The organism is Winogradskyella sp. (assembly GCF_028289625.1).
GTDB lineage: Bacteria > Bacteroidota > Bacteroidia > Flavobacteriales > Flavobacteriaceae > Winogradskyella.
In genome coordinates this window covers 98062-115163 of the sequence record NZ_JANQOM010000063.1, presented here as the reverse complement: position 1 = coordinate 115163, position 17102 = coordinate 98062, and the positions used below count along the sequence as shown (strand labels likewise).

The 17102-nt window shown below is 35.8% G+C and carries 13 protein-coding genes; 6 read left to right on the top strand and 7 right to left on the bottom strand.

What is annotated here, in order from left to right; genetic code table 11:
- A partial coding sequence (locus Q0992_RS13005; protein ID WP_299525078.1) for a Gfo/Idh/MocA family oxidoreductase occupies positions 1-855 on the top strand: 855 nt, incomplete at its 5' end.
- Positions 856-1160: 305 nt separating this feature from the next.
- Here Q0992_RS13005 and Q0992_RS13000 read toward each other — a convergent pair.
- From Q0992_RS13000 to Q0992_RS12970, 7 genes are all read right to left on the bottom strand, one after another.
- The gene (locus tag Q0992_RS13000) at positions 1161-1454 is read right to left on the bottom strand and encodes a hypothetical protein (protein ID WP_299525076.1); all 294 of its coding nucleotides are present in this window, start codon (positions 1452-1454) and stop codon (positions 1161-1163) included.
- Between the two features lie 79 nt (positions 1455-1533).
- The gene (atpD, locus tag Q0992_RS12995) at positions 1534-3042 is read right to left on the bottom strand and encodes a F0F1 ATP synthase subunit beta (protein ID WP_299525073.1); all 1509 of its coding nucleotides are present in this window, start codon (positions 3040-3042) and stop codon (positions 1534-1536) included.
- 180 nt (positions 3043-3222) lie between these two features.
- Positions 3223-4869, bottom strand: coding sequence for a G-D-S-L family lipolytic protein (locus tag Q0992_RS12990; RefSeq protein WP_299525071.1), 1647 nt, complete (start codon positions 4867-4869; stop codon positions 3223-3225).
- An 11-nt stretch (positions 4870-4880) separates the two neighbouring features.
- A complete protein-coding gene (locus Q0992_RS12985; protein WP_299525068.1) occupies positions 4881-7700 on the bottom strand; it encodes a TonB-dependent receptor in 2820 nt (939 codons plus the stop codon).
- 173 nt (positions 7701-7873) lie between these two features.
- Positions 7874-9721 (bottom strand): glutamine--fructose-6-phosphate transaminase (isomerizing), encoded by a 1848-nt coding sequence (gene glmS / locus Q0992_RS12980; protein WP_299525064.1) that lies wholly within the window; start codon positions 9719-9721, stop codon positions 7874-7876.
- Between the two features lie 10 nt (positions 9722-9731).
- Complete coding sequence (locus Q0992_RS12975) at positions 9732-11423, bottom strand: DUF4270 domain-containing protein (protein WP_299525061.1); 1692 nt, start codon at positions 11421-11423, stop codon at positions 9732-9734.
- Positions 11424-11431: 8 nt separating this feature from the next.
- Positions 11432-12244 (bottom strand): glycogen/starch synthase, encoded by an 813-nt coding sequence (locus tag Q0992_RS12970; protein ID WP_299525058.1) that lies wholly within the window; start codon positions 12242-12244, stop codon positions 11432-11434.
- A gap of 109 nt (positions 12245-12353) precedes the next feature.
- Here Q0992_RS12970 and panC point away from each other — a divergent pair, with 109 nt between their 5' ends.
- From panC to Q0992_RS12945, 5 genes are all read left to right on the top strand, one after another.
- Positions 12354-13205, top strand: a complete 852-nt coding sequence (panC, locus tag Q0992_RS12965; protein WP_299525087.1) for a pantoate--beta-alanine ligase — start codon at positions 12354-12356, stop codon at positions 13203-13205.
- Positions 13206-13218: 13 nt separating this feature from the next.
- Positions 13219-13569: an aspartate 1-decarboxylase gene (gene panD / locus Q0992_RS12960; protein ID WP_299525055.1), complete on the top strand. Its 351-nt coding sequence runs from the start codon at positions 13219-13221 to the stop codon at positions 13567-13569.
- Positions 13570-13573: 4 nt separating this feature from the next.
- Positions 13574-14533: a lysylphosphatidylglycerol synthase transmembrane domain-containing protein gene (locus Q0992_RS12955; protein WP_299525053.1), complete on the top strand. Its 960-nt coding sequence runs from the start codon at positions 13574-13576 to the stop codon at positions 14531-14533.
- A gap of 43 nt (positions 14534-14576) precedes the next feature.
- A complete protein-coding gene (locus tag Q0992_RS12950; RefSeq protein ID WP_299525050.1) occupies positions 14577-15725 on the top strand; it encodes an alpha/beta hydrolase-fold protein in 1149 nt (382 codons plus the stop codon).
- 78 nt (positions 15726-15803) lie between these two features.
- The gene (locus Q0992_RS12945) at positions 15804-16985 is read left to right on the top strand and encodes an alpha/beta hydrolase-fold protein (protein ID WP_299525047.1); all 1182 of its coding nucleotides are present in this window, start codon (positions 15804-15806) and stop codon (positions 16983-16985) included.
- Positions 16986-17102 lie beyond the last annotated feature (117 nt).

Sequence of the window (17102 nt, the reverse complement as noted above, 5' to 3'; positions counted from 1 at the left end):
GAGTTAGCAAAAGATTATGCAAAGCGACACAATATACCACGTTTTTATAATGATGCGGATAAATTAATTAATGATACTGAAGTGGATGCTGTTTACATTGCTACACCGCCAGATACACACCATTATTATGCCTTGAAGGTAGCAAAGGCCAAAAAAATCTGCTGTATTGAGAAGCCAATGGCTCCGAGCTACAAAGAGTGTAAGGACATACAAACCGTATTTGAAGAACAAAATTTGCCATTGTTTGTGGCTTATTATCGCAGGTCTTTGCCAAGATTTAATAAAGTAAAATCACTTTTGGAAGAACAGGTTATTGGAGATGTGAGGCATATAAGTTGGTATTTAAGCCGTAGTCCAAGTGATTTAGACCAGTCAAGAACGTATAATTGGCGCACGGATGCCAACATTGCATACGCTGGCTATTTTGATGATTTGGCTAGCCATGGATTAGATTTATTCATTTATCTATTAGGCAATATTATTAAGGCAAAAGGTGTGTCAAGAAATCAGCAACAATTATATAGTGCTAAGGATATTATTTCAGGATTTTGGGAACATGAATCCGGTGTGGTAGGTAGTGGTATGTGGAGTTTTGGAGTCTATAAAAGAGAAGATAGGGTTAGAATTATTGGTAATAAAGGTGAAATAAGCTTTTCTGTGTTTTTGGAAGAACCGATTAAATTAATTACACCAAATGAACAAAAAGAACTCCAAATTGAAAATCCAAAACATATCCAACAGTTTCATGTTGAAAATATGGTAAAGCATTTAGACTCTAATTTTCAACATCCTTCAACAGGAATTACAGCAGCGCATACAGCTTGGGTTATGGATAAAATATTAGGCAAGATTTAATCCAAATCTGTTCTTTTGAAAAATTCAATTCATTAAAAAGCACTTAAATTCGTGATTCAATGACTTATAATGAAGCACGCTTTGGATTCGCTTTAGACTTTAAATTTATAGGAGTTGGTAGGGTTTATTATGCTTAAAGTAAAAACCATATGTTATGATACCTCTAAGGTATTTCTATAAATCGGCGATTACATCTTTCATAATGAGCGTTAATGACAGACTATATGTATGCTAATAGTTAAATAAAAAACCACAAAACTTTAGGAGCTTTGCGGTTTTTTTATTTTACAGTTATGAATAACTTTCTAATCAGCTAAGATAATTAGCTTATTGTCTTTCATTTCGATAGTGCCAGAATTTATCTTTACGGTTAACACTTTCTTGTCATCTTTATGGGGAACTACATCGGCATGTAATTCATTAAAAATCAAATGACTTTGAGAATGTGTCTTTACTCTAATCGTACCTTCTTTTAAAATTGAAACAATAGGAGCATGATCTTTTAACATCTCAAACTCACCATTGACTCCTGGTACAACGACAGAGTCTACTTCTGAACTAAATAAAGTGGCTTCTGGTGATACGATTTCTAAATACATAATTTTCGAGTATTCAGTATTCAGTATTCAGTACTCAGTAGCATAATCTGCAAACTGTTACTGTTAACTGTATACTAGTTTAGGCCTCAGCAAGCATTTTCTCACCAGCTTCAATAGCTTCTTCGATAGATCCTTTAAGGTTAAATGCAGCTTCTGGTAAGTGATCTAATTCACCATCCATAATCATGTTAAAGCCTTTGATAGTTTCTTTAATATCTACTAGAACACCTGGTATACCAGTAAATTGTTCAGCAACGTGGAATGGCTGAGATAAGAAACGTTGTACACGTCTTGCTCTAGATACAGCCAGTTTATCCTCTTCAGATAATTCTTCCATACCAAGGATGGCGATAATATCTTGTAATTCCTTATAGCGTTGTAGAAGCTCTTTTACACGCTGAGCACAATTGTAATGCTCATCACCTAATATTTCGGGTGTTAAGATACGCGATGTAGAATCTAATGGGTCCACAGCAGGGTAAATACCAAGCTCAGCAATCTTACGAGATAATACCGTTGTTGCATCTAAGTGAGCAAATGTTGTCGCAGGTGCAGGGTCAGTTAAATCATCCGCAGGTACATAAACAGCTTGTACAGATGTAATAGAACCTTTTTTAGTTGAAGTAATACGTTCTTGCATTGCCCCCATCTCAGTGGCTAAAGTTGGCTGATACCCTACAGCTGAAGGCATACGACCAAGAAGTGCAGATACCTCAGAACCTGCTTGAGTAAAACGGAAGATATTATCTACGAAAAATAAAACATCTTTCCCTTGTCCATCACCAGCACCATCACGGAAATACTCTGCAATAGTTAAACCAGATAATGCCACACGCGCACGCGCTCCTGGAGGCTCATTCATCTGACCAAAAACGAAGGTTGCTTTAGAATCTTTCATCGCAGCCTTATCTACTTTTTTAAGATCCCATCCACCTTCTTCCATAGAATGCATAAAATCATCACCGTATTTAATAATACCAGACTCTAACATTTCACGGAGTAAATCATTTCCTTCACGAGTTCTTTCACCAACGCCAGCAAAAACGGAAAGACCACCATGACCTTTAGCAATATTGTTGATTAGCTCTTGAATCAATACTGTTTTACCGACACCAGCACCACCAAATAAACCAATCTTACCACCTTTAGCATAAGGCTCAATTAAATCGATAACTTTAATCCCTGTGAATAAGACTTCCGTAGATGTTGATAATTCTTCAAATTTAGGTGCTTGTCTGTGAATCGGCAAACCTGCTTCACCAGCTTTTGGTAAGTCACCCAATCCATCAATAGCATCACCAATTACATTAAAAAGACGTCCGTAAACATCCTCGCCAATTGGCATTTGGATTGGCGCACCAGTTGCAAGAACTTCGGTTCCTCTACTTAAACCATCAGATGAATCCATAGCGATTGTACGTACTGTATCCTCACCAATGTGAGATTGTACTTCTAATACCAACGTGGAACCATCTTGGTTTTTAATTTCTAATGAATCATAAATCTTTGGAAGTTCTGTGCCAGCAGCGAATTCTACGTCGATTACTGGGCCTACAATTTGTGCAACTTTACCTGTAACTTTTGACATTACTTATATGTTTTTGTTTTGCAATAATTTAAATACAGAAAAACAGCTTACCCAATCAAGTTAAGCACATGCGTTTTTCGCGCTGCAAAGATAGAGTTAATATTTAAAAAATATGTCTTTTTTGAATAAAAAAAACACGCCTTTTAAAGGCGTATTTTTAATTAGAATATTATTGATGAATTACTGCAATGTTGGTGAGTAATTTGTTGGGAAATCACCCGCTTTAGCTAGATTTCCTGAAGCAACAAAATTAGATCCGTAAGTGGCATCTATAGCTTCTAAGAAACTATTAGCCATTAAAGCATAACCTCTAGCCGTTAAATGTATACCATCCAGACTAACTAAGCCACCAAATACCAAATCAGTGTTCAATAGAAAATCATCGAACATAATACCAGTCGTTGAGGCCTCAGTTAAAATACCATTCACATCTACTAAGGCCAAACCATTAGCAGTTGCAACAGCCGAAATTGTAGCATTGTATGCATCTACGGCCGCCACAATCTCAGTGTTTTCACTTGGTAACAAAACCCATCTGTCGTCTAGAGGGTAGGTAATGCCTTCAACAGCAAACTGACCTGCAATATCGGCTGGTATACCTTGACTCGTTAAAAATGCAAAGAAATCACTATTGACTGTGCCAATTACTGAACTACTTGGCAATGTCAATAAATCATCATTTGTTGCTTGTCTAGATTGCCCATACGTAGATCCTAATAAATTAGCAACTAATGGTGCGGCAGCTGCAGGTAAACCTAACGATTGTACAAAAGCCGGGAAAGTTGGGCTTGCATTAAAAACAGCTATCATTTGTGTTGAAATATCTGCTATACTTTCATCTCTAATGACTACTGGACTAGCCGAAGTTTCTGAGAATACAATTGATCGATTAGCCTGTCCAAGTGCCTCGTAAACTAAATTTATTTGACCAAAAATGCCATTTAGAGTCGGAATTAATGGTCCAAAAGATGGGTTCGAAGGATCTAAAGCATTCGCCGGAACTGTTGTAAAATAAGGCAAACTTGAAACATAAGGAATATTTGTTACCGCGCCTTTAGCTCCATTGGAAGTAAGTCCTGCAATTATAGCATTAAAAGCAACTTCAAAAGTAGCAGGATCTGTTATTTGATCTAATGTGGCATCACCACCAGAAGTAGCATATCCTAGAACATCATTGCCACCAATTAAATCTGCAGTAAAAAAGCTAGGACTTTGGGCTACGGCCAAATCTAATATTGTAGCACTTGGTGTATTCCCGGTCATTCTTACGGCGTAGGGATTTGCGGTAGCGGGCATTGTTAAAAGACCACTTATATTTCCATAATCTGGAGCTATAAAGTGAAAACTTTTAGCTCCAGGCACACCTAAATTATTAAAGGGTCCTGTTGGGTTATTTAATGCCACATCCGTTGAAACCGTAACCGGACCAATAACATTCTCTAAGGGTACAGGTCCTGCGCCACCAAAAACCAATCTTGGCTGGGCTATTCTATTTCCTGAAAGTGCAAGTCCTCCAAAATTATCATTCATTAAGGGTTGTGTAAATGCCCCACCACCAGCATTAGCAAATTGACCAGCCAAAATATTTGGGAAAGAATTCTCTTGTGCAGCGATAAACAGACCATTATCTGTAAATCCTGCTGTAAACGAAGGACCTATAGCCACATAATTTGAAAAGTCAGCAGTTCCTACAGTAAGATCTGGTAGAATAACTTCATCATCTTCTACATTATTGTTATTCTCTCTTAGTTCATCTAATTCGTCATACTCGCATGCTAGAAAACCCATCGCGAACATTGACAACAATATATACTTTATATTTTTCATTGCTAATTTTTTTAAAGATTGTTGATAGTTAAAGATACGTAGTATTGAGAACCTATGAATCCTGTTCCGAATGCAGTAAAGTATTCATCAGCCAATAAATTAGTAGCACCTGCTTTGATTGTTGATTTTAAACTAGGAATTCGAAGATTTATTTGAGCATCTAACACATTAAATGCAGGTATTTCTCCACTACCAAAAGAGGCCTCCCAGAAGTAGTTGTCGCTCCATCTCCATGCCATATTGAAGCCAAAATTTTTGAATAGTTCTGTTTTACCAAAACCTATTTTCACTTTGTGCTCTGGTGTATTAAAATTGGTTTGAAAATCTGGATTACCAGCAACATCAAAATCTAATCTTGCCCAAGTATAATTAGCACTTAAATCGAAGCCATCAAAAACCTTAGTAGAAACAGCAACTGCAGCGCCATAAGAGTTTACGGTTTCTTCAGTATTTGTATAAGTTTGGTAGCCAACAAAATCATCATTTTGTAATGCCGCTAGGATCTGTTGAGTATCTGAATTAAGACCAGCTATCGATCCTGGGTTGTTAGGGTCGTAACCTGTTAAATCAAAGTTTGAAACATTTCCGTATAGAGGTGCAATAACATTTTCGTTGGCCAAAAAGTCGTTGTATATACTGTAATACGCCGAGGCATCTATAATAAAGTCGTCTATTTTACCACGATAACCAACTTCGAACGAACTTACTTGCTCTGGCTCAACAAAGTTTGAATTTGCTACAAATTCTCTACCATCATTTGCAGCATTATGATTTTCTAAATCATTGCCAATAGATGAAAACAAAGAATTGGTATATGCGATATCTCCTCGTTGTGTAATAAAGGCTGGTTGACCTAAATTATCTTGAGCAAACTGACTTACTTCTATATCTCTCTGGTATCGATCACCAATATCTGTTGCACCTCCAATTAATGTTCCGGCGTTGGTTTGTAAACCTATGTATAATGCTTGCGTATCAGGGTTTCTAAAACCAGTTTGGAACGATGCTCTAAAGTTATGATTTTCATTAACTGTTAAACCAGCTGAAATTCGAGGCGAAAAGAAGCCATCAAATAATTCTGATTTATCGTATCTAATAGATCCTGTTAATTTTAATTCTAAACTCTCATTTATTTCCAGTGAACGCTGTAATTGCGTATAAATACCTAATTCTGAATAAGTAATTGGTCCGTTGGCATCCGCATAAATGGTACCAAAAGAGTTTAATCTATAGGTTCTGTAAGAGCCTCCTACTTGAACTTCTGCAAAGTTAAAGGTTTCTCCAAAATTATAATTGGCATCACCATGATAGATTTTAGAATTATCTCTAAACCCGGCACCTGTTAGGAAATTAGTGTCAGATGTAACCTGCTCCAAAAGTTGATTGTGTTGTTCTGATCCTATTTCTGGTCTTCCTTGCTCGGCAACAGCTCTCGCTGCAGCATGAGCTTGTGCATCAGGGACACCATTTAATAGAGCACCTGCATAAGTTTGAATGTATTCGCCATACCACTGCTCATGAGTTTTCCAAGCGTTCAATAAGTTCGGTCCTAATACATCCATTACATAGGTGTCACCCGCTTTGTCTGACGTTATATAACCTCTAACAAAAAAGTTATCATTTCTAACTTCAATTTTATGCTGTTGTAATGAGAAACCGTCTATACGGTAACGTTGTGCACCTTGATAAATAGTAGAGCCTGTACCTACTTTACCTACATATTGAATTTCAAAATCATCTGCCCATGGTCGGAAATATAAGCCCCAATCAGCTTTAACGCTTTCTGCGTCGTAGTCAGTTAAATCAGACTCTAAATAACCTGTTCTACTAACAAAAGTATCCTCTGCTATAAAACCAATGCCTGATAACTCTCTAATGTCTGCAGTAACTTCATCACCATAAACATTTACACCATTATAGTTTATGTTTGATTCTCTTGTACCGCCACGCATATTTTTGTCGTCGTAATTGGTAGCAAACCAATCCGTTCCTTTTAAATAACCAAAGTTAACTTTTGCGGCAAACTTATCACTAAATTTATGAGCCATACTTATACCAATATCGGTGTAAGAATTATCTCCAGCAGCCTCTTGAGATGTAATACCTTGTTTAATATAGCCTCTAATTCCTTGATGGTCAAAAGGATTTTTACTTCTCATAAAAAGAATACCATTGAAGGCATTAGCACCATAAAGCGCGGAAGATGCACCTGGTAAAAGCTCTACGCTTTGTACATCTGTTTCTACCATACCTAGCAGATTTCCCAAAGGAAAGTTAAGCGCTGGTGCGGAATTGTCCATACCATCAACCAACTGCATAAAACGCGTATTAGCAAAAGTTGCGAATCCTCTTGTGTTAATGGATTTAAACGTTAAACTATTAGTGTTAATGTCTACACCCTTTAAATTTTCTAAACCACCATAAAAGTCAGACGATGCTGTATTCTTTATTTCTTTTAATCCAAATCGTTCTACGGTTACTGGAGATTCAAAGATTCTTTCTGGTGTTCGTGAAGCTGCAATAACAACTTCATCGAGCGTATTGCCTTCCTTTAGTGTCACATCAATTGTTTGATCTTTGGCTGTTATCTCGATAGTTTGTGTTTCAAAACCTGTGTAGCTTACTCGTATTGAAAATGGCGGGTCTTGATTTACGGTGAGAATGTAGTTACCATCAAAATCCGATACTGCACCTGAAGTTGTGCCAACTACGACAATATTTGCACCGGGTAGGGGTAATCCCGTATTGTCAGTGATTTTACCTTTAATTGTGGTTTGGGAATAACACACCACGCAAAAAAGCATTGCAAAAAGCTTTAAGATTGTCTTCATTTTAGAGAATTAGTTAAATTTATTAGATGAGCAATTTAAATAAATATATGAAAAGTCTGTAAAAAATTCACATAAAATTATGCGCGCATAGTATATTTTAATAAATAAAATGCCCTAAAATTGAATACTATTCAATTTTAGGGCTAATAGAGAGTTAAATTTTTAAAAATAAACTATTCTACAGTTACAGATTTTGCAAGATTTCGAGGTTGATCAACATTTTTACCCAACATCACTGCAATGTGATACGATAGCAATTGCAATGGTATGGTTGTTAATAGAGGTGTAAGGCACTCTATAGTTTCTGGCACCTCAATGACATGATCCGCTAATTCCTTCACACTTTTATCACCTTTAGTCACTATACCTATAATCTTCCCTTTTCGAGATTTAATTTCTTGAATATTACTAACAACTTTTTCATAATGCCCTTTTTTTGTTGCAATTACTACAACGGGCATTTGCTCGTCTATCAAAGCAATAGGACCATGCTTCATTTCTGCAGCTGGATAGCCTTCCGCATGGATATACGAAATTTCTTTAAGTTTTAGAGCGCCTTCTAAGGCAACAGGGAAGTTAAATCCACGTCCAAGATATAGGAAGTTCGTAGCATCCTTGTAGATGTCAGAGATGGTCTGGACAAAGGCATCAGATTTTAGTGCTTCTTCAACTTTATCTGGTATTAGTTCAAGTTCTATGAGATGATGTCTAAACTCAGAACTAGAGATTGTTCCTTTTGCTCTTGCTAAACGTAATGCCATTAATGTTAATACCGTAATCTGAGTCGTAAAAGCTTTTGTTGAAGCTACACCAATCTCAGGACCAGCATGTGTATAAGCTCCAGCATCAGTTTCTCTGGCTATAGACGAGCCGACAACATTACAAACACCAAATACAAAAGCGCCTCTTGACTTGGCCAATTTAATAGCGGCCAGCGTATCGGCTGTTTCACCAGATTGGGAAATAGCGATAACAATATCTTTTTCGGTAATAACCGGATTTCTATATCTAAATTCAGAAGCATATTCAACCTCTACTGGGATTCGGGCTAAATCTTCAAAAATATATTCTGAAACTAAACCAGCGTGCCAAGACGTTCCGCAAGCTACCACAATAATTCTGTCAGCAGCTAAGAATTTTTTCATGTTATCTTCAACACCTGCCAACTTTACCATAGCTTCTTTACTTAATAATCGTCCTCTAAAGGTATCTTTAATGGCTTCAGGTTGTTCGTAGATTTCCTTCAACATGAAATGATCATAGCCACCTTTTTCAATCTGCTCGAGATTGAGTTGCAGTTCTTGAACATAAGGATCAACTAAGGCATCGTTCTTAATTTTTCTAATCTTTACTTCTTTGCCTCTTCTTACGATAGCCATCTCTTCATCTTCAAGATAAATGGCGTTTTTGGTAAACTCTATAAAAGGCGAAGCATCACTAGCAATAAAAAATTCATCTTCTCCAATACCAATAGCAAGAGGGCTACCTAATCTTGCCACTACAATTTCATTAGGTTTGTTTTTATCAAAAACGGCTATGGCATAGGCGCCAACGACCTGGTTCAATGCGATTTGAACAGCTTTACCGAGCTTTATGTCCTCGTTCCTTTTAACATCTTCAATAAGATTGACTAATACTTCTGTGTCGGTATCTGATTTAAATACATAACCACGCTTGATGAGCTCCTTTTTTAGAGCATCATAATTTTCAATAATGCCATTATGGATAATCACTAAATCGCCCGAATTCGAATAGTGCGGGTGCGAATTAACATCATTTGGCACACCGTGGGTTGCCCAACGCGTATGACCTATCCCAAGAGAGCCTATAGTAGAAATTTCACTTTCTAACTTATCTTTTAGGTCGACAACTTTTCCTTTGGTTTTTGACAGTTTAATATCGCTTCCGTCATAAAGTGCAATACCTGCACTATCATAACCACGGTATTCTAGTCTTTGAAGTCCTTTAATTATTATAGGGTAAGCCTCTCGATGGCCTATGTACCCAACAATTCCACACATAGGTTAATATTTAGTTATTTGGTTCTGTATAAAATATTTCCAGATACACTCTTCTACTTTCGTCTTCAGTGGTATTACCATGAAGAACTGTACCTCTAGGCGTCATAATTGAACTTACAGGTATCGTAAAATCTGTATCAACATTATCTTGAACTTGTCTCTGAGGACCTCCTATGGTTGGGTTTTCTAAATTTATATTAATTGAAACTGATAGTCCCAATTCAACATTAGTAGAATCTCTCAACAATAAATTGTTAATGTGCTCCGTGATTCTCAACTTATACTTAATGCCTTCCCCATCTGGTTCATCATCAACACGTTGTAAAGGTCCAAGATGACTTAATTTCGAAAATGAAGGTAAGGTATTATTAGTCACATCTAAAAAATAATCCCTCAAAAACGTTTTATTTTCGACATCATACACATAAATACGTTCTGGTTCGCCATCCTGAACAATTTCTTGGTCAACGTGGAATACCAAATTAGCCTCATTTACTAATCGCCTAGATCTTACTACTTCACCATTTTCATCGATATCAACAAACTCGTTTCTCCAGTCATCGAAAGTCATGTCATCACCATCATCAAAATTATCACCATTAAAAAGTTTAATTTTTGCTACTGATCCTTCACCGCCTTTTAGGTATAATCTTGCATCGCCGTTTACTGGATCTCCATCATTTATTGATATTGCAAAATTATTATCGAAGAAATTCACTCTATTTGGCCCAAAGCCCATATCAATTTCTACTTGTTCTGTGGCATCTTCATCATCAGAAGTCGATATACTCAATCTTGTGTAATAAATAGTGATGTTATAGGTTTCAAACGATGGGTTGAAAATAATAAGACTCCCATCATCATTTACGGATTCTGCCTTAAAATATATCCCTCTCAGGTATTCTGAAAAGTTATTTTGGCTTGCCAGAACTGCATCTCCTTCCATGTCAAGAATTTTACTTTTCCAATATGCTGTGTCTAGTTTAACCCTAATACCAGGTGGTTGTCTTAACGTTACTAGGGTTTCGCCATCATCATTGACTTCGGTTAATGTGTAACCTTGATCACTAACTATGATATTACCTTGTGTATCTAAAGAAACACTATTGACACCATCTGGATTTTGAACAATATTTATAGGCACACTTTCTAAAAGAGCCTCAGAAATAGGTTCAGATTCTGAAGCTGACTTATTTGAGAAATATGCCTGGGATTCATCAAAATCGCCATTAGGATCAAAATCCCTTAGGAAATAATTGCTCTCAAAAATACTCAGCTTAATCGGTGAATCCCCTAATACCGAATCAATTTCATATTCAATATTTCCATCTTCATCAACATCAGACACCAAGCTAGAGTAAGGTATATTGAGCACTACTGAATCTATCTCAACTTCTTCACCAAATTCTGGGTCAAAATTTGGTAAGGTTAATTGTGTTAAAAAACTTGAAGTAGTCCTGCCGTATACATCATCATCGTAAATCCCTATTGAGTTAAGTGTTAAGTTATTTGTCTGCACTGGTCCCAATGCATCGGTATAAGTAATAATATCATATTGCTCTGAACTGATTTCGAAATTAGTGGCATTGTCTTCATTAATAATGTCCGAATCTAATGTTGCAAAATCTTTGTCGCAAGCTATTATACTAAAAACAAATATTAAAATTGTTACAATCTGAAATGCAAATTTGTGTTTTTTCATAGTCACATCTAACTGTTGAGAACAGCACTTTTATAAAATTCTGTGTAAGAATCGGCAAATTCTTCCAAAGAATGGTAATCTAAAACAGGTTTTGACAAATTTTTAATATAATCCTCTAGTTCTTTAGGGAATTCTTGGGAACCTTTAATTACTGCATCAGAATTATCTACTGCTATTTTCATTAAATTAATGTAATTAGGATTTTCAAGTGGTTTAATCGCTTTTTCGTCCAACCCATCAAACTTTACCTTGTCTATCATTCCTTTATCTAACGTACCTTCGAAGTTTTGATTGTATACTGAAGTGATAATTTTACTTTCTGTAAATAAGGGTTCTGTTTTATAAAACTCTTTCAAATACAGTGGCAGTAATGATGCTAACCAACCGTTTACATGTATAATATCTGGAGCCCAATTAAGCTTTTTTACAGTTTCTATGACTCCTTTGGCAAAGAAAATGGCACGTTCATCATTATCCGAAAACAACTTTCCATCCTCATCGGTTAAAGTGGCCTTGCGCTTAAAATATTCTTCATTATCGATAAAATAAACTTGAATACGCTCTTTTGGGATTGATGCCACCTTAATAATCAAAGGCATATCTAAGTCGTTGATCACTAAATTGATCCCAGATAGTCTGATTACCTCGTGCAACTGGTGCCTTCTTTCATTAATATTACCAAAACGAGGCATAAATATACGTATCTGACCTCCCTGTTTGTTTACCATTCTTGGTGCCTCAAATGACATTGAAGAAATCTCCGTTTCTGGTAAATATGGAACAACCTCTGATGACACATATAATATTCGTTTATCTTTCATAAATCTGCTCCTTTAGAAAATTAAGAGTAAAAAACATGCAAAATTACAAAAATTTGTGCAGATTGCCAGTAAAATATTATGTTTGCAGGCATTAATTTTTATTACTGTCTTGAACGTTTTTCACAATAAATCCGAATTATCTCATCACCTAAACTCATTAAAAGTAAAAGGTAAAACCCTAGGGTTTGTACCTACCATGGGAGCACTTCACGAAGGGCATTTGGCTCTGGTGAAAAAAGGGTTAAGCGATAATGACTATGTAATTACAAGCATTTTTGTTAATCCTACTCAATTTGATAATGAGCAAGACCTTGTTAAATATCCCAGAACTTTAGAAAGTGATGTGGCACTGTTAAAGACAGTAAATGAAACAAAAATAATGGTCTACGCACCGACAATCGAGGACATATATAACCATAACGTTCAATCTGAACGCTTTAATTTCGATGGTCTTGAGAACGAGATGGAAGGTGCTTTTAGAACAGGTCATTTTAATGGTGTGGGCACCATAGTAAAACGCCTTTTTGAAATTGTAAAACCACATAGAGCATACTTTGGTGAGAAGGATTTTCAGCAGTTACAAATCATTAAAAAACTCGTTGCGCTATACGATATCCCTGTTGAGGTGATTGGTTGTGCAATCCACAGGGCATCGGATGGATTGGCCATGAGTTCTAGAAATACAAGACTGACAAAAGAACATAGAAAAGCAGCACCGTTTATCTATAAAACACTAAAATCTGCCAAAATCAAATTTGGCACAAAAAGTGCTAAATATGTAACGGAATGGGTTGAGAAGCAATTTAAAAAACAACCACTCTTAGAGCTAGAGTATTTTATAATTGCGGATACGGAAACCTTAAAACCATTGAAACGTAAATCAACAAAAAAGACATATAGAGCCTTTATTGCTGCATATGCAGGAGATATAAGACTTATAGATAATATCGCCTTAAATTAATTATCTTTGCCTCATGCAAATTCAAGTTGTAAAATCTAAGATACATCGCGTAAAATGTACAGGTGCAGACCTCAATTACATTGGTAGTATAACCATTGATGAGGACTTAATGAATGCCGCTAATATTATTCAGGGTGAAAAGGTTCAGATTGTAAATAACAACAATGGAGAGCGTTTAGAGACCTATTGTATACCTGGTCCTCGCAATAGTGGTGAAATTACACTAAATGGTGCTGCAGCACGAAAGGTTGCGGTTGGTGATGTTTTAATTTTAATCACCTATGCCTTTATGGATATTGAAGATGCCAAAGTATTTAAACCATCGTTGGTATTCCCTGATGAAGCGACCAATCTTCTAAAATAAATTTTTGAATAATCCAAAATCCATCCTAAAAGTTGTATTGCCTTTACTATTAGGAATTGCACTGGTTTGGTATTCGTTGTCGCAAATTTCGATTTCAAAACTCGTTCAGTATTTTAAAGATGCCAATTATTTCTGGATAGTGCTTGGTGTAAGTTGTGGGATAATGAGTCATACCTCAAGAGCTTACCGTTGGTTATTTATGGCAGAACCTTTAGGCTATAAGCCACGGTTTATCAATAGCTTTATGGCTGTGTATTCGGCCTATCTTATCAACCTTACAATTCCTCGTGCTGGTGAAGTTGCCAGAGCTTCTATTTTGTCTAACTATGAGGATGTCCCTTTTGATAGGGGCTTCGGAACTATTGTAGCTGAACGTGTAGCTGATACTATAATGTTATTTATAATTATTGGGGTTGCCTTAATTTTAAAGTTCGAATTCATTTATGACTATTTCATGAATAAGTTTAACCCTACATCTTTAATCGTTATAGTAGTTGCTGGATTGATTGTCATTTCAGGCATGTATATATTCATTAAAAAAAGTGCTTCAAAATTCGCTTTAAAAGTCAGAAACTTTATTAAGGGCCTTATCGAAGGTGCTTTGAGTATTTTTAAAATGAAAAAAAAGTGGCCGTTTATTTTTCATACCGTATTTATTTGGGTAATGTATGTGTTCATGTTTTATATCACCACTAAAGCATTACCTGAATTAAGCGATATTTCACTAGGTGCAGTCTTAATAGGATTTATTTTGGCAAGCTTTAGCATTGCGGCTACCAATGGTGGTATAGGATCTTTTCCAGAAGCTATAGTTATTGCTTTTTTGTTATTTAACATGCCCGAAGACCCAAGTAGGGCTTTTGGCTGGATTATGTGGTCTACCCAAACTTTGGTTATAATAATTTTAGGTGGTTTATCTTTAATTTACTTACCAATCTATAACAGAAAGAAAGCTCGGATATAGAAATATTTTTTACCTTGCTTTAACTTTAACTATCATCTATAACATGAATAAATTCTACACGTTTATCATCCTGTTTCTTTTAGCAATTCACCTTCCTGCACAAGCTATATATAAAACGATTGATTCATACAAACTAGATGGTGAACGTGAGTTAAAAATTCAATTACCTCGAAACTATGACCCAGAAACTAAGCGCAGTTATCCATTGGTGATTGTTCTTGACGGTGATTATTTGTTTGAGCCTGTTGCTGGTAACATTGATTATCAAGCTTATTGGGAAGATATACCCGATTGTATTGTTGTCGGAATTAAGCAAGATAAGACTAGGGAGGAAGACTTTTATTACGATGATGAAACCTATTTTCCATCTAATGGGGGTGCCAATTTTTATGAATTTTTAAGCGCCGAGCTATTACCATTTATAGAAGACAGTTATAAGGTTTCTAATTTTAGAGTCATCATTGGACACGACTTAAGTGCTAATTTTATTAATTATTACCTTTTTAAGGATGTTCCTTTATTTAGAGCCTATGTGAGTTTAAGTCCAGATTTAGCACCAGAGATGATTAACAGGCTACATGAACGTTTACCTACCGTTGCAAAAGAAACGTTTTACTATATGGCCACTGCGGATGCTGACGTTAGAGCGCTAAGAACTGATATTTTAGAGTGTGATGCAAAACTAAAAACCATTGAAAACCCCAAATTCAGTTATAAGTTCGATGATTTTGAAGATGCCAATCACTATTCGTTCGTTGGAAGAGGTATTCCTAAAGCACTAAACGAAATATTCACCATTTACAAACCCATAAGTGGAAAGGAATACAAGGAAAAAATCCTGACTTATGATGGTTCTCCTTATGATTACCTTATAAAAAAGTATGAAAATATTGAGTACTTCTACGGTTTTGAAAAAAAGTTAATTGAGAACGATATAAGAGCTATTGCTACAGCTTGTAATAAACGAGATGACCTTGAATCTTTAGAAAAACTGGCAAAATTGATAAAAAAGGAATTTCCTAAATCCATGTTGAGTGCTTATTATATGGGCATGTTTCACGAAAAAGAAGGCAATCTCAGAAAAGCCTTGTTGCGTTATAAAGGAGGGCTTCTTATGGAGCCATCTCAGTATATTGATAAGGAGATCATGCTCGAAAAAATGTATGAAGTACAAGATGCAATGGACAATTAATTGCATTTCATCGAAAAAAATTCACAACTTAACGGTATTTTAGTATGTTTGGTAATCCAAAGCTAAACCTACTTATAAATGAGAAAAACTACCCTAATAGTTTTGGCATATGCGCTTTGTATGCCCTTATTTGCTCAAATTAGTTATGATGAGATACGCTCATCAAAATTAAATGCAGTACGAAAGTTAAAAATTAAGCTTCCAAAAAATTATGATCCATCTTCAGAAATAAAATACCCTTTAATTATTGTTTTTGATGGTGATTATTTATTTGAACCTATTGCTGGTCAGGTAGATTTTCAAACGTATTTCGACGATATGCCAAGCTCAATTATAGTCGGTGTTGTACAAGGTAGTGAAAGACGTTATGATGGTTATTGTGATGAAGTTACAGGCTTACCAAAAGAGTCGGGTTTACGCTTTCACGACTTTGTTGCCGAAGAGTTGATGCCTTATCTCGATGAAAAATTCAATACCAGTAAATTTAGAGTGGCTGTTGGTCACGATTTAATGGGAAACTTCATTAATTCGTACTTGTTTAAAGAAGATCCGCTTTTTAATGCTTATGTGTGTATAAGTCCAGATCTATCTGGCACTGTAAGAGACTATTTAGGAAAACGCTTGGAGTTTTTTAAGGATGATATTTTTTATTACATGGCCACATCTGACAAAGATTTACCTTACATTAGAGAAGCCGTGCTAAGTGCCAATTCGAAAATAGCACAGGTCAAAAACCAATACCTTACTTATTACTTCGACGATTTTAATAACGATACGCATTACACATTGGTAAATAGTGCCATTGCAAGATCGTTCGACAAGATTTTTGAGTTGTATAAACCACTTCGTGAAAAAGAACTCGAAGAAAAGGTGTTGCCCTATGAAGGCACCTTAGATAAATACTTGGTGGATAGATACGATAGAATTGAAGAACTGTTTGGTATTAAAAAGCCTATAACAGAAGGGGAGTTTGAAAAAGTAGTTAAGGCTGCTGAACAACGAAACGACTTGGAGTCCTTAGAAAAAATAGGAAAGCTTGCTAAGAAATTGAATCCAGAATCATTGCTAGGCACTTATTACCTAGCCCAATATTCAGAAAAGATAGGCAAGAACAAAAAAGCTAAAAAATTATACGAATCTGCATTAACACTAAATGATGTAAGTCATATTGATAGGGATTTCATCTTTTCTAAAATTGACGAACTTACCGTTGTTGATACTGATAATGAAGGAGAGGAGGAAGAGGATGAAGAAAATTAAGAAAAAACCACTGTCTACCGATTACTTTTTTGAAGCATTATTTAAAAGGGCAAGAGCATTTTTGCTCACAAATATTCCTGCAAAACTAGCCACTATAAAATTTTTAACCATCATAAA